Raw genomic sequence first — 19986 nt, forward strand, 5'->3', positions numbered from 1 at the left:
TTGCACCACACATTTTTATTGCATTTGTTTTAGACCTTCCCATTTAACGTTCCATGAGCCGTCCTTTGGAAAGCCTGGGTTATTGCCGTATTGGCAACCGTCCCAGCCTGCACACATCATGGCGATGGCAGTGAGCAGTGCTCCGTTGCCTGGCAGATAGATGCGCAGTCGGTCTGCGGTCTGGAAATTATGTCCGTTTTTAAGGTAAGTGTTCTTTTGCGTGTCAATGAGCAGGGCTTTCAGAGCTGTTTCTGGCTGACCAAGACGGGCGGCTGCCATAGCAGTCATGCCGTAGTCCCAACCCCATGTGGTGGCCCAGTTCCAATTTTGCATCACCCAGTTGAGGGTAGCGGTCATGTTTTCCTTGGAGTAAAGGCAGGAAAAGCTATCTCGACTGGTTTTACTAAGCATGCCAGTTTGGTAGGGCAGCATACTGCACGCTCCGAGCACAGCAGGATGGTCGTTGCGGCATTTCTCATCGAAGGTCTCTGTTGAGACAACAGGCTTGGCACCACTGGCTACTGCATCGAAGGGATCGAAGCTTTTCAGATCTGTGGTCTTGCCTTTGGGCAGACCAGCCGTGTAGATGTCTTTCTTCTTCGGCAGAGGAGACAGGTGGCTAATGATGTTGTCCCATTCGGCAATTCGCTCCTTACCCTGACGCTCGCGCCATTGTTGGGCTACGCTAAGGCCATACTGCCAGTAAGCCAGCTCGAAAGGATGGTTATAGGAGAAGTCTTTCGACATGCTTTCTTGCATTGCTGTGGCACCCTGAAGGAAGTATTCCTTACTTTTCGCGTTATAACTGACGAAGTCTGCCATGAACTCAGCAGTCTCTTCCACCTGACGGCCATATCTTTCGAGGGTCTCCTTTGTGGGGTCGGCTCTATAGAGCTCTTCAGCCATATATATATAATGTGGCTGCTGCCAAATGAGGAACGATCCTGTGTTCGATGGCGCCTCGCCAGCCCATGGGTCGGTCATCTTCATCCAGCGGATGCCCTTGAATCCCTGGCGCTCAGCTATCTGCTTCGCCACGGGATAGGCCACTTTGTTATACCAGTCGAGCACTTGGGCAACTACCTGCGGACGGTTCCATAGGGCAAAGTCAATCATGTGCCACCATGTCATCTCAAGGTGCGGACGTCCGAACCATGAGTTATAGGTGAGTCCTGTCTCCTGTGGAGGACAGCTGTTGGCACAGTTTATCTGTGTGAGATATTGTGACAGTACTACACGACGCTCAAGCTCTTTGGCTCGTGGGTCGGTACACTGGCTGAAGTCAACGATAGCGCCTTCGTTCCACCACTGGTTCCATGACTTCAGTACGGCACGCAGTTTCTGGTCGAAGACGAAAGCAGCGCCTTGTTCAGAGGGAGCCGCTTGTGAATAGTTTGCCTCGAAGGCTAAGATATCGCTGGTTGTAGATAGTATGAACTGGTGGTTGCCGCACTCTTTTATTGTTGCGTCGCCCTGCCAGCTGAGTGTGAGGAAATAGCGGGTTGAGTCAACGACATGTTCTATGACGGCAGCGTGGTCATTGGCTTTGACTATGCGTGATGTGTGACGGTCAGCTTTCGACCAGTCGGAAGCAGCGTCGGCATGTTTGCCTGTGGGGTAGGGGAAGCGTACGGCAACGGTGGCGCGTCCATCTTTCAATAGCTCACTCTTTATGCGATAGATCGTGGCACTACGGTCTTGCAGCGCAGCTGTGATGACATCGACGGGTGTTCCGTCGGCAGTGAAGTGCGACTCAATGACACCGTCGAAGAGCTTCAGCTCCTGACGGATGTCCTTGAGATCACTTAAGTTAATCGCCTTTCCGTCGCTGGTCTTCATGTTGAGGCCTATGGCACCAAGGTTAAGGCGATGGGGGTTGACGCGGAAATACTGGGTGGAAGCCACTCTCTTTGCCTCGGAGGAGTTTTCTGCCTTCTTGTATTCCACTGCGTATATTTCCTTATGTCCGTGACCGAGGTCAAATGTCTTCTCAGTCATAGACGGCGTGAGGGCGCCGGTGTTTTCGAACTTATGCCATCCCCAGTCGGACATGGCTGTCAGAGGCACACCTGCCTCATAATCAAAAGGGAACGACTGAAGACCTGTAACGTCAACTGTTGTTGCGAAATGTCCATTGCCAACGGTGAGAGAGGCTAAAGGATCTGCCTTGGTGACGATGGGATTGTTTCGTGAGGTAACACTCTTGCGGTCAATCTTCTTCATTACGTCGTCAGTGGTGAATCCCATCTGCTCCATTTCGAGTGAAGCCCAAATGAACGGACCAATGCCCTTGGCGTCGTTGTCGCGGATGGGCTCTGAGAGATAGTACTTATATGAACCATCGCGACGGAGGTTCTCCTTTACCTTAGCCTTGGGGTTTATCTTCTTCATAGCTTCCTCAACCTGTGTGCTCAGTCCTGGGCCAAGGCCTGCAACAGCACAGCCCTTGGTAAGTGAAATCGTCTTGTCGGCATTGACGCGGATGAAGTTCTTAACGATGCCACGGTATGCCTTGATGCCAGCTTCACGATATTTCGTGCCAACATAGCCCTTGCGATATGCCTTCAACAGAGCATAGGCAAACATTGACGAACAGGTGCTCTCCAGGTAATTGCCTTCGCGTTCAGGTGAGTCCATGACCTGATACCATACGCCAGACTTCTTGTCCTGCCACTTGATAACAGCATCGAGGTCTTTCTTCAGCAAATCAATGAGCTCGCCACGACGTGCATAATCCTCTGGCAGGGCGTCAAGCACCTCGATGAGTGCCATGGTGAACCATCCCTGAGCACGTCCCCAGCAATGCTGCGACAGTCCTGTGTTCTTGTCTGCCCAGAACATGTTTCTGTTCTCGTCATAAGCATGACGGTTCAGTCCCGTCTTGGGGTCGAGTGTACGCTGATAGGTGATGAGAAGCTGGTTCACAGCATCGTCGTAGATGAGCTGAGAATTATTATTAGATTTTGTCTTGTTCCTTTTCGATTTTTTGTTGTCTTTGACTGCTTGGTCCATGATTGGGGCAGTCAGACAGCGAAAAGGCAGACCCATGAATATTCCGTCGAGCCACACCTGGTAGGCATAGATGGCTTTGTGCCAATATACCTTGTCTGCCACGGTGCGAGGCTGGTCCTGCAACTGCTTCATGAGTGTTTTCATTGCCTCAAGGTTCTTTGCCTCGGGCAGTTGCTGATACATGCGAGTAACGAAATGGCCCGTGCGACAGTTGTCGAGGTTGTAGTCGAGTATGTTGTAGCCGCGTATCTCGCCCTTGGCATTAATCATGGTGTCAGTATAGAGCTTGCAGTAATCCAGAATCTTCTGGTCACCATAGCGCAGATATGTGTCAAGCATGCCTTCAAGTTCAATGCCCATGACATAGCTCCACTTCGGACGGTTAGAGAAATCGAGCATGTATGATTGCGGCGTGCGCTGCATCTCAGAGTATGTCATCCATTGAGCATAGCTTTTGTATGGCTTCTCTTGAAGAGATAGACTTCCATTGATATAGAGGTTGTCGAAACGTATGTCGCGTGTCTTTCCACTCATGAAGTTATCGTCAGTCACACCGTTGAAATGGCAGTTCTTCACGTTGATGTCATAGACGTAAGTATCTTCGTCGAGACCAATTATCTGAACGCCGTATTTCGACTTCTCACTGGTTATGTTTTCAATGTTCACGTTGCGCACTATTGGGTAGTAGCCACGGCAGCAAACCTCGTTGTGCTCATAGTCAAGGTTTATCTTCAGTACAGACTCCTTGCACACGCCTACCTTAATATTACGCGCGTTGATATTCTCAATGATACCGCCTCGGCATGAGTTCGTCTTTATGCGTACCACGCGCTCAAGTTCTGGAGAGTCCATCACACAGTCGTGGGCAAACACGTTCTGACATCCGCCTGAGATCTCAGAACCGATGACCACGCCACCATGGCCGTTCTTCATCTCGCAACGGCGAATGATGATGTTCTTCGATGGCATGTTGCGCTCTCGGCCGTCGCGATTGCGTCCGCTCTTGATGGCTATGCAGTCATCGCCAGTGTTGAAGAAACAGTCCTCTATGAGCACACGGTCGCAGCACTCAGGGTCGCAGCCGTCGCCGTTAGGTCCGTCGTTAATCATCTTCACGCGGCGCACGGTGATGTCGGTAGAGTGGAGTGGGTGGATGACCCAGAATGGCGAGCGCAGAAGGGTTATATCCTCAAGGAGTATGCGCTGGCACTTGTTGAAGTTTACAAGCTGTGGGCGCAAACCGTCCTTCGGACCAAAGACGCGCTCTGGCGTGCGTTGTCCTTTCTCGTTATACATGGGAATGCCGTCCTCACCGTTCTTCAGCAGACGTGGACGCGCCTCAATCTTCTGGCTTATCATGCCCTCCTTCCATCCGAACTTGGGAGCACCGCACCATGGCCACCATGTATCTTTGGAGCCACCGCCATCCACAGTACCCTTGCCTGTAAGAGCTATGTCGGTCTCGTTGAATGCATAGATACATGGAGACAGGTTGAAACACTCCAGACCTTCCCACGATGTCTCAACGATGGGATAGAGCTCAGGCTGGAACACAAACTCGAGCACAGCACCTTCCTCAACGTGCAGGTTGACATGGCTTTTCAGGACTATGGCACCTGTCTTGAAGGTCATGCCGGCAGGCACTATAACACGTCCGCCGCCTTTCTTCGAGCATTTGTCAATAGCCTTCTGAATGGCTTTCTGGTTCTTCTCTGCCGAGTTTGTCGGCTTTGCACCATATTTCATGATGCTTACGTCACCTTCTGGAATAGACGGTGCCTTGATGCTCTGCTCAATCTGTCTGTAGAGCGCTTCGTCCCATTCACGGGCTTGGCTCTCTAATGCAGGAAACAGAAGGACCAAGAGCAAAAGTCTTAAGATTTTTGTAGTCATAAAAGTTTGTATAAAATAATTTTAGTAGATGCGTTAATTGGTTTATTGTGTGCAAAGTTACGAAAAGTCGAGTGAAGAACAAAAGAAATGCCAGTTTTTCTTTTATATTAGTGGTTTATGACAGATTACAGATGACAGTAAGAAAAACATGGGGGTGTTCATTACCCTTGGCTTGATGATGGACTCTATACCTTATTTTTTTTCTATAGATAATAGTATATAAAAAATAATAAAGAGAATTTTTCTAATATATATATTTATATAGAGAGATAATTCTTATCATCTTAACAGTCCCTTAATGTGGGGTGATGTTGGTGGATACCACGCATTTTTCTTACTGTCATTTGTAATTTGTCATAAACGACAGCAAACGATAAACTACAGCGACTACTACCTTAGCTGTCTCTGCCAGAAGCGTTAGGCCTAAACGCTCGGAGCGTTCTTACCAAACGCTTCGGGCGTTCTTACTAAACTCCTGTGATGTAATAAAGGAAAATAGTATCGAAATATTTGGCATATAACAAATAAAGTCTTATCTTTGCAACGTTTCCGTATGTTTAATAACAGAGCCCCTTTAATGTGATTTGTGAGCGAAATGTTATGCGCTATAAAGATTTGTTTATCGACTTCGACGACACCCTGTATGATACACATGGCAATGCCGTCATAGCCTTGAAGGAAACGTTCGAGGTGTTTCATTTGGAACGTTATTTCGAAGACCCGAATGTGTTCTATGATGCCTATTGGGCTGCAAATATAGACCTGTGGTCACGCTATTCGAAAGGAGAGATTGATCGCCCATATCTCATCGTTGAGCGTTTTCGCCGTCCTTTGTCCTTGGGCGTAGGACTTGAAGTTACAGAACCTCTTTGTCTGGAGATGAGCGACGTGTTTCTCGATTTCTGTTCCTCGAAGCCTGGCGTAATAGATGGTGCCCATGAACTGATGGACTATCTTCGTAGCCGAGGTTATAGGATGCACATGACGAGCAATGGTTTCCACGAAGTGCAGTATAAGAAACTGGCAGCATGTGGACTGAGGGACTATTTTGACACCATTATCCTAAGTGAAGATGCAGGAGTAAATAAGCCTTCACCACAGTATTTTGACTATGCGTTAAAAGTTTCTGGTGCGGATAGGCAGACCACGCTGATGATTGGCGATAACTTAAATACCGATGTTATCGGAGCCTTGAATGCTGGTATCAACGCTATGCTTGTGAATCGTTGGGACGTGAAAAAAGAAGATATCCCACAAAACGTTACATTCGTTGTCAATGGCCTGCGCGATATAGCTTTAATACTATAAGATTACCAATAGTTATTCAAAGATGAGGAAGTCTGTGCACTCTTCGTAGCGCTTACGAAGTTCCTCGTCTTCAGATTCGTGTTTATGGATGACTTTTGCAAATTTGACTGCCTTGCGCAGGTCTGGTACAATTGTCTTTCTGAGATTGCGAATCATCGTGGGTGACTCTGTTCCGTCGAGGACTACTGCATCGAGCTTATAGTTCACCACACGAGTGATAATGTTCTGTGCCATTTCATCGGCAAAGAATCCCATGCGAGACAGAGCCGACAGTTCTTGACTATCAGCAACAATGTCGGGTATTATGCCTGCATGGGTTGACACCATTTTAGGTGATTGCGCGGCACCCTTGCGAAAATCAAACTTTGTCCAGTTATTATCCATAATGCTTTGTTCTATAACGTATTTGGATATGTTATTATTGTCTGTATTTGTGGAATATATGTCTCTAAAAAAGTTAATGTTATAAAAAAAATGGTGTTTCTCTACTTATTTTACTATTTTTGCAGCAAATAGGAAACTATGTTTTTTTACAAGCCATAACAAGAAAACCCGAAAATATGATGAAGAACCTTAGAATTTCATTAGCAGTGGCAGCTCTCTCAGTAGCTTCCATGGCATTTTCGCAAGAGGAACGCTCGTCATCGAGCATGTATTTACAGCCTACGGTAAAGACCGATGTGTTCCTGCCGTTCTCTGTCAGTGCTGAGGGCAAACGCTTTGATCCTGAATGGGGTCTCGACCTGGCATGGATGAACGAACGCAACCTCATGAGCGGTATGAACCACATGGGGCGAGCGAATGTGTCATTCGGACGTTCGTCCTATCGTGTATGCGCTCCGTTAACGAATGATGTCAGTTTGGTCAAGGAGCAGTGGCAAGGAATGTACCAGCGTAACCAGCTCTTCAATAAGATCAGCGAGACGTTGCCTGTTATCCTTAACTGCGACAATGGCTATTCGCCTTCGACGACAACTGGCACAAACATTGATGCATACTACACAACAAACAAACGTGCAAACATTGACCACTGGGCAGCTATGCTCAATGCTCATGTGGCATGGATGAAACGAAATGCTTCAAAACATCAAGTCATAGGTGTGTCGATAATGAACGAGCCTGACTTTAATGGAAATGAAAATGAGCTTATCCAGGGAACAGCCGCTGATATACGTGACATTGCTAAGAAGCTTCGCGAAGACTATGCCGACACTTTCGATGGAATAGTGATTACTGGTCCAAATACGCTTAACGATGATAAGGCGATGTCGTGGTATAACACATGTAAGAACTATGTTGACTGGGGCAATACGCACCAGCTTGCCGGTTCGTTCGACAATTATGTCGGCTTCCATGAGCAGTTGCAACAAGATGGCAAGGTGGGCTTTAATGACGAGATGCACAATGTGGCCGAGGCATTCATCGGTCTTGAGTATGGCTTGACGAAAGGCATATGGTGGGGCTTTGACAGCCGTGCTCGTGGTGAGTTCTGTAACATCAGCCGCAATGGTCCGCGTCTGGCCTATGCAGAGAACCGTTCGAAGTGGACGGCAGGATGTGTCTATCGTAATGACAAGACAAAGCAGGTTAAGGCCTTTATAGGCGGTTCTGAGCGTCAGGCAAACACTACAACGTTCCGTTTCCTCGCTCTTGATGAGCCTGTCTATTTTGATGGACATGGACCTATGCGTGAGTTTGTTATTGAACTTCCGAGTGGCGATCCTAACACCTATGGAACTGAGAAACACACGAATGGTGAGCGCGTCATCGACATAACCCAGGATGAGGATGTGGCTCCAAGTGTTATCAACGGCGACTATATCATTGTGAACAAATATAGCAGCAAAGTTGTTACAAGTGGCAGCCAAGGCACCAATATACAAATGACCACCTACTCAAAACAGGCAAACCAGCAATGGAGCATAACCCCAGTGAGTAGTAGGGTAGGCGGTGATTTCAGTTTCTTTGACTTCGTTTCAAAGAGTGGCTCCATGCGTCTCAATCTGCTTAACCACTCAACCTCATCAGGTACTAATATCATCAGCTATGATGCCAATGGTGATGCGAACGAGCAATGGTATCTTGAGTATGCAGGTAAGGGCTACTACTATATCCGCAACCGTCTGTCGGCCCTCTATTTAGCTACAGAGAAGAACACTTTTGATAATAACATAAACGTCGTTCAGTCAACACTTATCACAGGTACAGACAAAGACCGCATTCTGTGGCATATCATTCCTGTTGATGCTGCTTGTGAGAACTCTGCACCAAAGGCACCTACAGGACTCGTTGCTACACCACAGACGGCATCGGTACTGCTGTATTGGGATAAGAATACTGAATCAGACCTTGACGGCTATATGATTGCCCGTAAGGATAAGGCTACTGGCAAGTGGAGCACCATTGCCCGTAAACTGAAGACTACCTATTTTGTTGACAACACTTGCACACAGGGTAGGGAGTATATTTATAAGGTAAGAGCTATTGACCGTAGCGACAACCTCTCGACGTTCTCTTCAGAGGTAGAGAGTGCTACAACGGGCGAGAAGGGTCTTGTGGCTCGTTGGCATTTTGATGATAATCTCATTGATGCAACAACGAACATGATGGATGCTGTTGCCGGAGGTACTATCTATTACAATGCAACACATAAGTCGGGTAGCAAATCTGTTTCGCTTAGTAACGGCGGTTTTATTCAGCTGCCTTATTCTGTTGCAAATAGCGAAGAGCTGACTTTCGCTGCATGGGTTTATTGGAACAACAGCGGCACCCAGACATGGCAACGCATCTTTGACTTCGGTAACGACACAGACCACTATATGTTCCTCACTCCAAACTCTGGCAGTGCAATGCGCTTTGCCATAAAGAACGGAGGTAACGAGCAGACGCTTGACTGCAATTCAAAGCTCAATGGTTATTCATGGAAGTATGTAGCTGTCACCATCGGTAAGGACAAAGTGTCAATATATATCGATGGTCAGCTGGCAGCATCAACAGAGAGCATCACCATACGTCCGAGCGACATTTGTCCTGTGCTTAACTACTTAGGCCGTAGCCAGTTCACTTCTGATCCTATGCTTACTGCCTATTTAGACGATGTGCGCATCTATAACTACGCTCTCTCTGCCGAGGAGATAGCTCAGGCTATGGACAACACTGTTAACGCAATACCACAAATGAAAACCGCCGAGGCCTCTGCTGCTTCAGCAGCCTATGGTCTCGACGGTCGTCTGTCAACCTCTAAGCGAGGTGTAAAGATTATCGATGGGAAGAAGATTCTGAAATAACGAACTTCTTTCCACCCTTGACATAGATGCCTGCGGGCAGTCCGTCCAAGCTACGTGCCGAACGACGCACCAATCGACCACGAATGTCGTAGATGTTGTCTTCGGCACTTTCTTTTGTGCCTATCTGTTTAACGCCCAGTGACACGGCTTTCACCGTGAGGATACCCTCACTTAGTTGGCTGTCGTCCCACTCAATGCCATCAGCAAACTCCAGTGTTGGAGTACCAGCAAACGTTGTTGCCGTGAAGATACGAATCTTGTCACCAACCTTCAGCGTATTTGCTGGGTTCGGATTTACAATAATCTTACCGTTGATGGTAAGACGGTTTATGCCGCCAATAGCTGTGCAGCCGTTGTTAATGCTTGTAGCGTTCTGTGTAGCACTGATTACCAACGCTCCAGTAGTGCCGATGGTAACATTCTTGTCGTTGAAGAAGATTGTACCAGTCTTGGCAGTCTCTAAGAGACCTGGGCGCAAGGTGCCGTTGATGGTGAACGATGAGTTTTTCAATGGCTTTGAGCTTATATTTGTTCCGCCAAGCGTTGCACCTTCCTCTACAGTCAGTACACCTGTTCCGAGAACAGAAGAAGATTGTATTGCCAGCTCGCCTTCGCGTATGGAGGTGTAGCCAGTATTGGTGTTTGCACCGCTCCATATTACCTTTCCACTGCCCATCTTCTCAAAGTTGGCATTAGAGACAACTGTTGCAGTGGTGCTAAAGCTCTCATCGTTACCAACTCTCCATGTGTTCGCTCCGACAGAGCCGCCGTTGCTAAATGCGCAGCTTCCGCCAAGAGAACCTTTGCCAGCCAACTTGCCTATGTGATAGACGCGGCCGTTATTCTGCACTTCTACACCCTCAGGAATGTTCATAGTTCCCTTTGGCATGGCACCGCTCATGTTCATGGTAAAGCGACGTGGTGAGTCGTCGAGGCTTGATTCTGGAATGATGGTACCCTCGAAGTCGCTGAAGTTACACTCGACAGGTGTGCGCGTCGCATAGTAGTTAGTGCCTTTCTCTGTAGTGCAGTATATGGTCAGCGTTCCCTCACCGGTAATCTTGTTTGTGTAGCCGGCACGGTTTGCCATATACCAACTTCCTGTCTTGCCCTTTGGCACATTAATGGCATAGCTGGTACCTGCGTTCTCACGTAACACACCGCCAGCATATTCAATGGTCTTGGCAGGAACACTGGCGTTGATACATTGAACGGTACCACTGGCAATGACCATTTTTTCCAGTGATGGGTTGCTGGTGTTCAGCTTCATCCATCCATTGCCACGTTTCACCAATCTAGTACCATAGATGGCCTTATCGACAATGAAGTCTGCTGAGTTATTGATGGCACCGCCGATTTCACCCTCCATTCTTATTGGTGAACCGTTAGTGACAGCTGCAGTTGTGCGCAGTTCGCCGCCGTTCTCGAATAAAAAGTATGTTGCTGCAGCCCTTACTCCACCAAGATTACCGTTTGCCTTGTTGTCATTGGCAAGTGAGCTTATCTCTACGGCACCACCAGATATTCTTATATTGCCGGTGAAGGTGTGTTCATTGTTAATGGTAAGCAAACCAGTACCTTGTTTGACGAGGGCAGTCTTGCCAATAATCTTACCTGTTCCGCCGAAGGTGTAGTTCTTTGTGTTGTCCACAAGGATAGTGTCAGCCTCAAGCTCACCCTTCATGTTCACTGTGAAAGAACTTGCAGTATCATCGAATCTAACCTTGTCGCCTGTCACGAAGATGTCGCTGCCACCATGAACGTCGTTTGCATTGATGAAGTTCTCCGTCTCACCAAGGTCCCAGTTATTATTCTTGTCACCATTCCAAACAATCTCGCTTGCATCACGCATGCCAGAGATATCCAAATAGAGCTCGCCATTTTCCACCGTGAGCATTGATTTCTTCTTATTGTCAATGCCCTCAATACGGATATTGCTGATGTCATCATCCATCTTCTCTATCTTGCCAAGGTGGTAGCGCCCGAGTGCTATCTCCTCGCCAGTGTTTAGATGAGTCTTGAACTCGAACACGGGAGTCTTATAAGCTGGGCCATACTTCCATGACTTTGTCTCTATGGTAAGCACCTTTGTTATAATCTGGTCGGCAGAGAGGTCGTTGTAGATGTCAAACACAACGCGTGAGCCAAAGCCAAGCTTCAACGTGTCAACAGTCAGCGTGCCTTTGTTGTCGGCACGTCCAGGACGCAGCTTCGCATCGTATTCCATCTTGATGCTAAGGAATTCGCCACCGTCAGAGTTCAGCTCTGCGAAACGGTTAAGCCATACAGGAGAGTTAGGCAACTTGCCGTCGAAGTTCACTGTGCCGGCCCAGATGTTTGTCTCGCCAGTATATGTGTTATTTGTGTTAGGCAGGTTCAGCGTGCCATCGCCCTGTTTCACCAGTCTCATGGAACCTGTGAAGGCAGCGCCACTTACATCACACTTATAGTATTTGCGGTTTATTGTACCTGTGCCGTCGGTCTTCGTGCTGTTCGTTCCCTGCACCCATGATGGCACGTTGAAGGTCACCATGTAGGGCTTTGCACCTTCAGCAACGTTGATCTTCGTGTCGTTAGTCTCGCATACTATCACGTGCTGGTCATCGTTTGCAGAGCCGATGGTTCCATTATTTGCGACCTCGTTACGTCCGGTCATAGTGAGTGGGGGAGGAGCAATGGTAATGCCTTCCAACTCGCCGAGGAAGTAACTGGCATGAGGAGGCTGGTTGTAACCCATAGACTCCCATACCATTCCCTGACGGTACTGATGGTCGTGCCATAGTGTGTAGTTGCGCCACTGCGTTGGTATGTTTGTCGTATATATTCTGACATAATTGTTGTCTGACGTGCGGACAATGATTTCTTCGCGCCAGTCGCCAAGCACATCGCCTGTTGCCGATGGAGTGTTCTTCGTCCAGTTACAGTTTGCTGTACCGTCGGCAGTGAACACTATCGAGCCGTCAGCCTTGAACACACGGGCAGCACCCTCACGTGAGTTTGCACCGTCAAGACCTTCTTCAAGCAGGTCACCGTCCCAATAAATGCGGAAATTGTTTGTGAAGCCACCAGGGCCGCCAGATATCACCTTGTCGGCAACACAAGAAATAGTGCCCGACTGACTTGAATGACCCATGGCTCCGGGATAGTCGTTGGAGAAATTGCCGCAGAGAGCACGCCCGTCGTCGCCCGTCGATTGCAGACGATAGTATATCTTTCCCGTCGTGGCGTTGCGGTAGTTCATTGCCGGCTCATCCTCGTTGCAGGCGAAGATTTCCTGACCGTGGCGATAGGGGTCGAAGTCGCTGCAATGCTGGGCATCGCCGTGGCCCAACCCCGTGGTATGCAGGCCCTTTCCGTTGTCATCGATGACCATCGAGCCGAAGCAGATCTCATCGCGTCCGTCCCAGTCTACATCGGCGATGCCGAAGTTATGATATCCGTTGCCATACCAGGGATCACCCCAACCGCCATTGTTCGACCACTCCCAGTACAGGGTCAGCTTGTGGGTGGTGGGATTCACCGAGAATGCCTTCATGTGGTGCTTGGTGTAGCAGCCGCGACCCAGGAAGATGTAGGGCTTGCGGCCGTCAAGGAAGGGCGCGCCGAAATAGTGCTTGGTGGAACGGTGACCATAGCCGTCGCCCCAGTCATTGGCATCGCCGCGAGGCAGGGGGTAGGCTATCCACAATGGGGTGGTTCCGCTGCCGATAGAGTAGGGCTTGCCCGTAGCACCTTCGAGATAAAGCAGGTATTCGGCTCCCTGATTGGTGTAGGCCATGTTGCCATCCTGCAGCACCGAGCCGCGAGTGTTCACCTTCATGTCGCCGATGTTGGTGGTCGTGCCGTCGGCATGGTGGATAATCATGTTGTCGGCACCGCGCATCAGCACTTCGGCCTTGCCGTCGCCGTCCCAGTCGTAGCCCACGGCATCGTACTGTTCATCGGGACCTGAGACCATGTTCGGACCGAGGTCTATCCACCACAGGCGCTCGCCATTGAGCTTGTAGCAGTCCAGACAGTTGTAGGCCGAGTCGTTGGCCGGCGACATCTTGTCGGGTGTGTAGTTACGCTTGAGGATGAACTCCGACACGCCGTCGCCGTCAACGTCGGCAAGTGCAATGTCATTGATATTATAGTCACTGGTGATGTTTGTTCCGCGGCGCGAGTACAGGGATTTTACAGCAAACTGCTTGTATTGAACTGAACTCCGGCTTACGGCATTGCACTTGGCCTGTTCAACGCCACGCACAACAGCAGCTACCTGATACTGCGACGAGGCTTTTCCTCCTGCATCGGTGAAGTTTGATACATGTAGTGGCTTGTCGTTAATCTTTACTCCGTCACGATAGAGGTTATACTCCGTGTCGTAGTATTCCTCTCCGAAAATACGCCAACTGACGAATGTTCCACCTCCTGATGGTACTGCCACAAGTCCGCGATCCAGCTTGTCCATAGTGCGTTGAGCGTTAGCATCTGTAGCAAGTGTCAGCAGCATAGTTGCTAATAATAAGATTTTCTTCATATCGATATGTGTTGCGTTATAGTTTTAATGGTAAAACTTAGTTAGTCGTGATCAGTCGGTGCAAAGTTAAGTATTTTTTTGTGTTTCACCATTTTCTTTTTTAAAAAGTTTGGTTATAAGTGTAAAAAGTACTACTTTTGTCTCGTTTTTATATAATTTTGTACTATTAATTATTAACACTATGAACTTTAAACAGACATTTGCCGGCATGTTGATGTTTGCTGGTTTCTCATTAAGTGCTACTGCAGAGGCAGTTAATGACACGCTATTGATCGAAGGACCACGTAGCGTGAAGATTGAGACTAACGACACAATGCAGAGCATTGAAGTAAAGGGTATGAAGGGTAACTACGATTTCATCTACACGCAGAAAGTAGCTGTTGAAAACGGGAATGCCATTTGGAAGAAGATTAAGAATCTGGATGATGCGAAGAAGATTAAAGTAATAGATGGTGACACAAAACATAAGAAGTTTGATTCTGATGCTTATGGATTTGTTGGCTTAGGAACAATGATTGGCGCTCCTAATGGTTATAACTTTAAACTGTGGCCTTCATTTGAATTAGGATTAGGCATTTGTTATGAGTATCGTCCGTTTGGTAAGCTTAACGTGTGGAGTCTTGGCTTCGGCATTAACTGTAGATACTACCGCATGTCAAGTGATAAATATTGGGTTAAGGATTCACAGGGAGTGATGTCTTTGGCTGACTATAGCTCAAAGCAGAGTGACAGAAAAACGTCTATGGAGTTCTTTAGTTTGCAGTTCCCGTTTACTTACACTCACTATTTTGGTAAGGAAAAAGGGTGGGGCATTACACTTGGCGCTCTCTTCAACATCAATACCGGTGCTCACACGAACAAAGACTATACTGAGGATGAACTCGAATATGAGGTTAAGACCTATAAGATAGGACAGCGTCCAATAACTGTTGACTTCATGGGAGCCATTAATATACCAGGTTTCTCAAGCATCTACTGTAAATATTCGCCAATGAAGGTCTTCAAGAACAATCGTGGTCCAAAGATGCAGCAGTTGAGCTTCGGCTTCTGGTTCTAAAAAAATATTCTAAAAGAAAAGTCCTGCGCCGTACATAACCAGCAGGTAACGCAATAGCTTACCTATGGCTATGCTGAAGAAGCAGATAAAGATATTGGCTCTCATGAGCCCAAGGACAATGGTTATGGCTGTACCCAGAAGTGGTACAAAGGCAAAGAATCCCATCCATGCACCACGACCTGCCATGAATCGCTCGGCTCTGTCGAGCGATTCTTGTTTTACATGTAGGTAGCGTTCTATCCACTCGGTTTTTCCCATGTGTCCTACGCCATAATTAAAGTAACTGCCTAAGGTGTTGCCTATGGTGCCATAGACCATTAGCTGAACGGGGTCGAGACCTGTTGCTATGAGGCCCACCATTACAGCTTCGCTGGAAAATGGGAAGAAACTACCTGCAATAAAGGCCGCAATGAGCATGCCTATATAGCCGTAACCTGTCAAAAAGTCGATAATCCACTCCATGTGACAAGATTATAGATGATGGCGATGACTACTGCAACACTTCCTGCATAGAACACTATCTGTGTCATGCGGGTGCGTGACAGCGAGAAATAGTGGGCTATGAAAGTGCTCATGGAAAGTGTGATGATGCGTATAAGCGGATCAAAAAGCTGTGGCTGCAAGAAAATCAGGAATATGGAATAGATGGCTGTCCATGCGAAAAAACCATATAACTGTCGTGTGCGTATGCGGTCTTCGTAGTTGAATCGCCAAAAGTTTATTGCTGCTATGATGCCTAAAACCATGACTAATGATAGCGTTATCCATTGGCTTACATTTATCATGGTCGTATCGAAAACGTGTTCTTTTGGGAACAATTTTGAAAAATGTGTGGCAACAAGTCCTGGTTCTTGGTTAATGAATAACCATGGAATCAGAAGCCAATAAGGCGTGAGGATTCCTAGGATAGAGGCTATCCATGTTCGGAAAGTGAGTGACTGAATGTTTGTCAGAGCAAGAATCCAGAACAGGGGCATGAATAGAAGTATCTCCGTATGACAGAGACTGGCTATGCCAATGAGAAAACTGGCGTAATAGTGCAGACGTACAGCTCTCTTATCTTGATAGCTGCTGAAAAGCAGAAAGAAGCTGAGCGTGAGACACAGCATCACGAAAGTGTTCTGCAGTGAATAGTGTAATGGGAGACAGAGCGATGATAAGACGAGGAATGTTGATGATACCATGCGGCTGCGCACACGTATGAGAGCATTGGCGTTGCTTAGCTCGACAATGATATATACCGTTGCAGCCGTGAGGGCGAGATTAAGCCACCAGTATTCGCGTATGCCTGCAAATAGCCATACGAGCAGATATACTGCCGATGCTGAGGGCAGCAGAAGGCTGCTCTCAGCAATTCGGGTATGTAGGCGTTTTAATTCCATTAAATCTTAATCCATGACCATTCGTCTCACATTCAAAGGTCTTTGCCAATATCGCGGCGGAAGTATCGGTCTGTGAATGATATCTTTTGTGCCTCAGTGAATGACTTGCGTAGTGCCTCGTCCTTGTCTTTGCCATAAGAAGAGACTGCAATGACGCGTCCACCGTTGGTAACCACCTGTCCGTCTTTCATGGCAGTGCCGGCATGGAAAACAATGCTGCCTTCCACCTCGTCAATACCTGTGATGGGGTAGCCCTTCTTGTAGGCTTCGGGATATCCTCCTGATACAAGCATGACGCATACAGCGGCACGCTCGTCAAACTCAATAGCGTGCTGGTCGAGATTGCCATCGGCAACGCCTTGGAACAGGTCAACAATATCGGTCTTAAGACGCAGCATGACGCTCTCTGTCTCTGGGTCGCCCATGCGGCAGTTGTATTCTATGACCATTGGCTCACCCTCTACATTGATGAGTCCGAAGAAGATGAATCCTTTATAACTGATGCCTTCCTTTTTCAGTCCCTCAACCGTAGGACGGATGATACGGTCTTCCACCTTCTTCATCCATTCCTTTGTTGCGAATGGAACAGGCGATACGCTACCCATGCCGCCAGTGTTCAGACCTGTGTCACCCTCGCCAATACGCTTGTAGTCCTTTGCCTCTGGCAGAATCTTATAGTGCTCGCCGTCTGTGAGAACAAATACTGAGCACTCTATTCCGCTGAGGAACTCTTCAATTACTACGCGTGATGAGGCGTTGCCAAACATGCCGCCTAACATCTCTTTCAGTTCTTTCTTTGCTTCGTCAAGAGTTGGAAGAATGAGCACACCCTTACCAGCGCAGAGACCATCGGCCTTCAGAACGTAGGGCGCTTTAAGCGTTTCGAGGAATGCCAATCCCTCCTGCAGGTGCTCACCATCGAAAGTCTGATAGCGTGCTGTGGGGATGTTATGGCGCTGCATGAATGCCTTTGCGAAGTCTTTTGAGCCTTCGAGCACAGCACCAGCCTTCGACGGACCGATGACGGGAACGTCCTTCGTACGCTCGTCGTTCTTCATATCGTCGTAGATTCCTTTCACCAATGGGTCTTCAGGACCTACCACCACCATATCTATTTCTTCAGCAACAACAAACTCCTTTATGACTTCGAAGTCATCGGCCTTCATGGGAATGTTGATGCCGCAGTTAGCTGTGCCGGCATTGCCTGGCGCAATATACAGTTTCTCTACTTGCTCGCTCTGAGCGATTTTCCATGCTAAGGCGTGTTCGCGTCCGCCGCTGCCTAAAAGAAGAATTTTCATTGTTGTTTTATGGGGTTAATGGGGTTAATGGGCTAAATTGGGTTAATGGGAGGATGGGTACTATTTTAGATAATCTTCGAAATATTGAGTTATACGCTCATGGAGATGCACGCTGTTGTGGCCCATCATGTTATGACCTTCGCCAGGGTAGGCAAAGAAGTCGGGCTGTGTGCCAGCCTCTGCACAAGCCTTAAGGAATGACAGGGCATGTTGTGGCACTACTGTTGGGTCGTTGTAGCCAATGATTACCTGTAGCTTTCCTTTCAGGTTGCCGGCCTTGTCAATGAGTGACGTCTTGGCATAGCCATCAGGATTCTGCTGTGGGGTGTCCATATATCGCTCGCCATACATCACCTCGTACCACTGCCAGTCAATGACAGGTCCGCCAGCCACGCCAACCTTGAACACATCGGGGTGGTTGAGCATTAGCGAGATAGTCATGAAACCACCGAACGACCATCCGTGAACGCCAAGGCGCGACATATCGACATAGGGTAGGGTGCGCAGATAGTCAACGCCCTTCATCTGGTCTGCCATCTCCACCTGTCCAAGCTGACGGAAGGTGGCTTGCTCGAAGTCCCTGCCACGATTCTCTGAGCCTCGGTTGTCGAGAATGAACACTATGTAGCCTTTCTGGGCCATGTATGTCTCCCATGAGCGCGATGCCCAGTGCCATGATGCTTCCACATTGTGGGCGTGAGGTCCGCCATAGACATAGACTACTGTGGGGTATTTCTTCTGTGGGTCGAAGTCGGCAGGCTTAACCATACGATAGTAAAGGTCGGTAATACCGTCGGCAGCCTTTATGCTTCCATTCTCGTACATAGGAACAACGAAGTCTTTCCATGGGTTGTCGGCTCGTAGCAGCTCTTTTGCACTCTTACGCGCAGCCCCTTGTTTGCCGCTTGTCGTATAGCGTTCTATCACACGTGGCTCTGTTGGTGTTGAGTAGTAGTCTGCCACCTGACTTCCTGTTGCTGATAGCATACCGTGGTGTACACCCTCGCTGTTGCTAAGACACTGGCGCTTGCCTGTCTTGATGCTGACGCTGAATATGTTGCGTTGCAATGGGTTTAGCTCGTTTGAAGAATAGATGACGGATTTCTCTGCCTTGTTGAATCCGAGAACGTTGAGAACCACCCACTTTCCTGATGTGAGCTGTGAGAGCTGTTTGCCTGACGTGTCAAAAAGATACAGATGGTTATATCCGTCTTTCTGGCTCTGCATTATGAACTTCTGCGAGTCCCACGGCAGGAATGTCACTGGATTCAGGGGCTCCACATATTTTTCGCTTGTCTCGCGATAGAGCTCTTCCAGTCGTTCGCCTGTCGTTGCATCGTAAGTCACAAGACGACAATCGTTCTGATCGCGGTTTAGTTCGAAGAGGTAAACCGTCTTTCCATCAGGCGAGAACGTGACGTTTGTAAGATAGATGAAATCTTCGAGACAGTCGGCGTCGGTCGATGCTTCTGGAGTATGCAGATAGACAGTCTTTTGCGTCTGAAGGTTATATACACCTATAGTAACATGATGTGCGCTCATGCCTGCCATTGGGTATTTGTCAGGCTCTTCTTCTGCCACACGTGGGTCTATATTCACCTGTGGGTAATCGGTCACCATGCTCTGATCCATGCGGTAGAATGCCAGACGCTGTCCGTCGGCACTCCAGAAAAGTCCGCTGTTTATGCCGAATTCGTTGCGGTGAACGGCTTCGCCATATACTATCTCTCGAGAGCCATCGGTGCTGAGCTGATGCTCCACGTTGTCGGCAGTACGCACATAGAGCTGATGATCGCGAGTGTAAGCCACTGCGCGTGACTCGCTGTTCCACGCAGCATTGCTCTCGCCACTACAGGTCTGTCGCCACTCTACTTTCTTCTGTTTGAAGTCGTAAAGCACACGCTCTTTGCTGTTCTTTACGAGTGCCAATGGCTTGTCAGCGTATGGGTATCTGACCCACATCAGCGAGTGGAAGTCGTTGCCAAGGTCGCTGAGTGTGAATACTGCTGTCTCCTTGCCGCTTTTGCTGTCGAGTCGGTAGGCAGTCTCTGCATCCTGTCGCATCAGCTCATCGCCCCACCAGGTGAGAAACAGATTCTTCGGACGGAGGTTGTGGAAGTTCGTTCCTCCGAAGTTCAAGTCTTCGAGGGTGAATAGTCGCTGCTGGGCTGTCATAGATATTGGGAGACACGTAAGAAAAAAGCAAAGGACCATGATGGTCCCC

At 48.3% G+C, this 19986-nt stretch carries 10 protein-coding genes; 3 read left to right on the forward strand and 7 right to left on the reverse strand.

Annotation, left to right across the window (positions count from 1 at the left end; all coding sequences use genetic code 11):
• Positions 1-15: 15 nt before the first annotated feature.
• The gene (locus tag M1L52_RS16475; RefSeq protein WP_317231479.1) at positions 16-4905 is read right to left on the reverse strand and encodes a glycoside hydrolase family 88 protein; all 4890 of its coding nucleotides are present in this window, start codon (positions 4903-4905) and stop codon (positions 16-18) included.
• 600 nt (positions 4906-5505) lie between these two features.
• On the opposite strand from M1L52_RS16475, the gene M1L52_RS08470 reads away from it, so the two are divergent.
• On the forward strand, positions 5506-6213 hold the full coding sequence (locus M1L52_RS08470) for a YjjG family noncanonical pyrimidine nucleotidase (RefSeq protein WP_248614496.1): 708 nt from the start codon (positions 5506-5508) through the stop codon (positions 6211-6213).
• 12 nt (positions 6214-6225) lie between these two features.
• Here M1L52_RS08470 and M1L52_RS08475 read toward each other — a convergent pair whose 3' ends face one another.
• The gene (locus tag M1L52_RS08475; protein WP_248614497.1) at positions 6226-6597 is read right to left on the reverse strand and encodes a hypothetical protein; all 372 of its coding nucleotides are present in this window, start codon (positions 6595-6597) and stop codon (positions 6226-6228) included.
• Between the two features lie 176 nt (positions 6598-6773).
• Between M1L52_RS08475 and M1L52_RS08480 the strand changes: the two genes are divergently transcribed.
• Positions 6774-9500 (forward strand): LamG-like jellyroll fold domain-containing protein, encoded by a 2727-nt coding sequence (locus M1L52_RS08480; RefSeq protein WP_248614498.1) that lies wholly within the window; start codon positions 6774-6776, stop codon positions 9498-9500.
• Here M1L52_RS08480 and M1L52_RS08485 read toward each other — a convergent pair.
• Entirely contained in the window at positions 9472-14022 is a 4551-nt protein-coding gene (locus M1L52_RS08485) for an autotransporter-associated beta strand repeat-containing protein (RefSeq protein ID WP_248614499.1), read from the reverse strand. The genes M1L52_RS08480 and M1L52_RS08485 overlap by 29 nt on opposite strands.
• Positions 14023-14203: 181 nt before the next feature.
• On the opposite strand from M1L52_RS08485, the gene M1L52_RS08490 reads away from it, so the two are divergent.
• Positions 14204-15079 carry a hypothetical protein gene (locus M1L52_RS08490; protein ID WP_248614500.1) on the forward strand — a complete coding sequence of 292 codons (876 nt, stop codon included), beginning with the start codon at positions 14204-14206 and terminating at the stop codon, positions 15077-15079.
• A gap of 9 nt (positions 15080-15088) precedes the next feature.
• On the opposite strand, the gene M1L52_RS08495 is transcribed toward M1L52_RS08490, so the two are convergent.
• From M1L52_RS08495 to M1L52_RS08510, 4 genes are read right to left on the reverse strand one after another with little or no spacing between them, the layout of a single operon-like run.
• Positions 15089-15541 (reverse strand): YqaA family protein, encoded by a 453-nt coding sequence (locus M1L52_RS08495; RefSeq protein ID WP_248614501.1) that lies wholly within the window; start codon positions 15539-15541, stop codon positions 15089-15091.
• The gene (locus tag M1L52_RS08500; protein WP_248614502.1) at positions 15517-16461 is read right to left on the reverse strand and encodes a hypothetical protein; all 945 of its coding nucleotides are present in this window, start codon (positions 16459-16461) and stop codon (positions 15517-15519) included. Before M1L52_RS08500 ends, M1L52_RS08495 begins: the two co-directional genes overlap by 25 nt.
• Positions 16462-16493: 32 nt before the next feature.
• Positions 16494-17762, reverse strand: coding sequence for a phosphoribosylamine--glycine ligase (gene purD, locus M1L52_RS08505; protein WP_248614503.1), 1269 nt, complete (start codon positions 17760-17762; stop codon positions 16494-16496).
• Positions 17763-17822: 60 nt separating this feature from the next.
• Positions 17823-19976 (reverse strand): S9 family peptidase, encoded by a 2154-nt coding sequence (locus tag M1L52_RS08510; RefSeq protein WP_248614598.1) that lies wholly within the window; start codon positions 19974-19976, stop codon positions 17823-17825.
• Positions 19977-19986: the final 10 nt, after the last annotated feature.

The sequence above is a fragment of the Prevotella sp. E13-27 genome, assembly GCF_023217965.1.
Classification (GTDB): domain Bacteria; phylum Bacteroidota; class Bacteroidia; order Bacteroidales; family Bacteroidaceae; genus Prevotella.

Bases quoted from the DNA above. Each gene is read 5' to 3' on its own strand.
- M1L52_RS16475 (WP_317231479.1), bottom strand. From the start codon at position 4,905: ATGACTACAAAAATCTTAAGACTTTTGCTCTTGGTCCTTCTGTTTCCT.
- M1L52_RS08470 (WP_248614496.1), top strand. From the start codon at position 5,506: ATGCGCTATAAAGATTTGTTTATCGACTTCGACGACACCCTGTATGAT.
- M1L52_RS08475 (WP_248614497.1), bottom strand. From the start codon at position 6,597: ATGGATAATAACTGGACAAAGTTTGATTTTCGCAAGGGTGCCGCGCAA.
- M1L52_RS08480 (WP_248614498.1), top strand. From the start codon at position 6,774: ATGATGAAGAACCTTAGAATTTCATTAGCAGTGGCAGCTCTCTCAGTA.
- M1L52_RS08485 (WP_248614499.1), bottom strand. From the start codon at position 14,022: ATGAAGAAAATCTTATTATTAGCAACTATGCTGCTGACACTTGCTACA.
- M1L52_RS08490 (WP_248614500.1), top strand. From the start codon at position 14,204: ATGAACTTTAAACAGACATTTGCCGGCATGTTGATGTTTGCTGGTTTC.
- M1L52_RS08495 (WP_248614501.1), bottom strand. From the start codon at position 15,541: ATGGAGTGGATTATCGACTTTTTGACAGGTTACGGCTATATAGGCATG.
- M1L52_RS08500 (WP_248614502.1), bottom strand. From the start codon at position 16,461: ATGGAATTAAAACGCCTACATACCCGAATTGCTGAGAGCAGCCTTCTG.
- purD (WP_248614503.1), bottom strand. From the start codon at position 17,762: ATGAAAATTCTTCTTTTAGGCAGCGGCGGACGCGAACACGCCTTAGCA.
- M1L52_RS08510 (WP_248614598.1), bottom strand. From the start codon at position 19,976: ATGGTCCTTTGCTTTTTTCTTACGTGTCTCCCAATATCTATGACAGCC.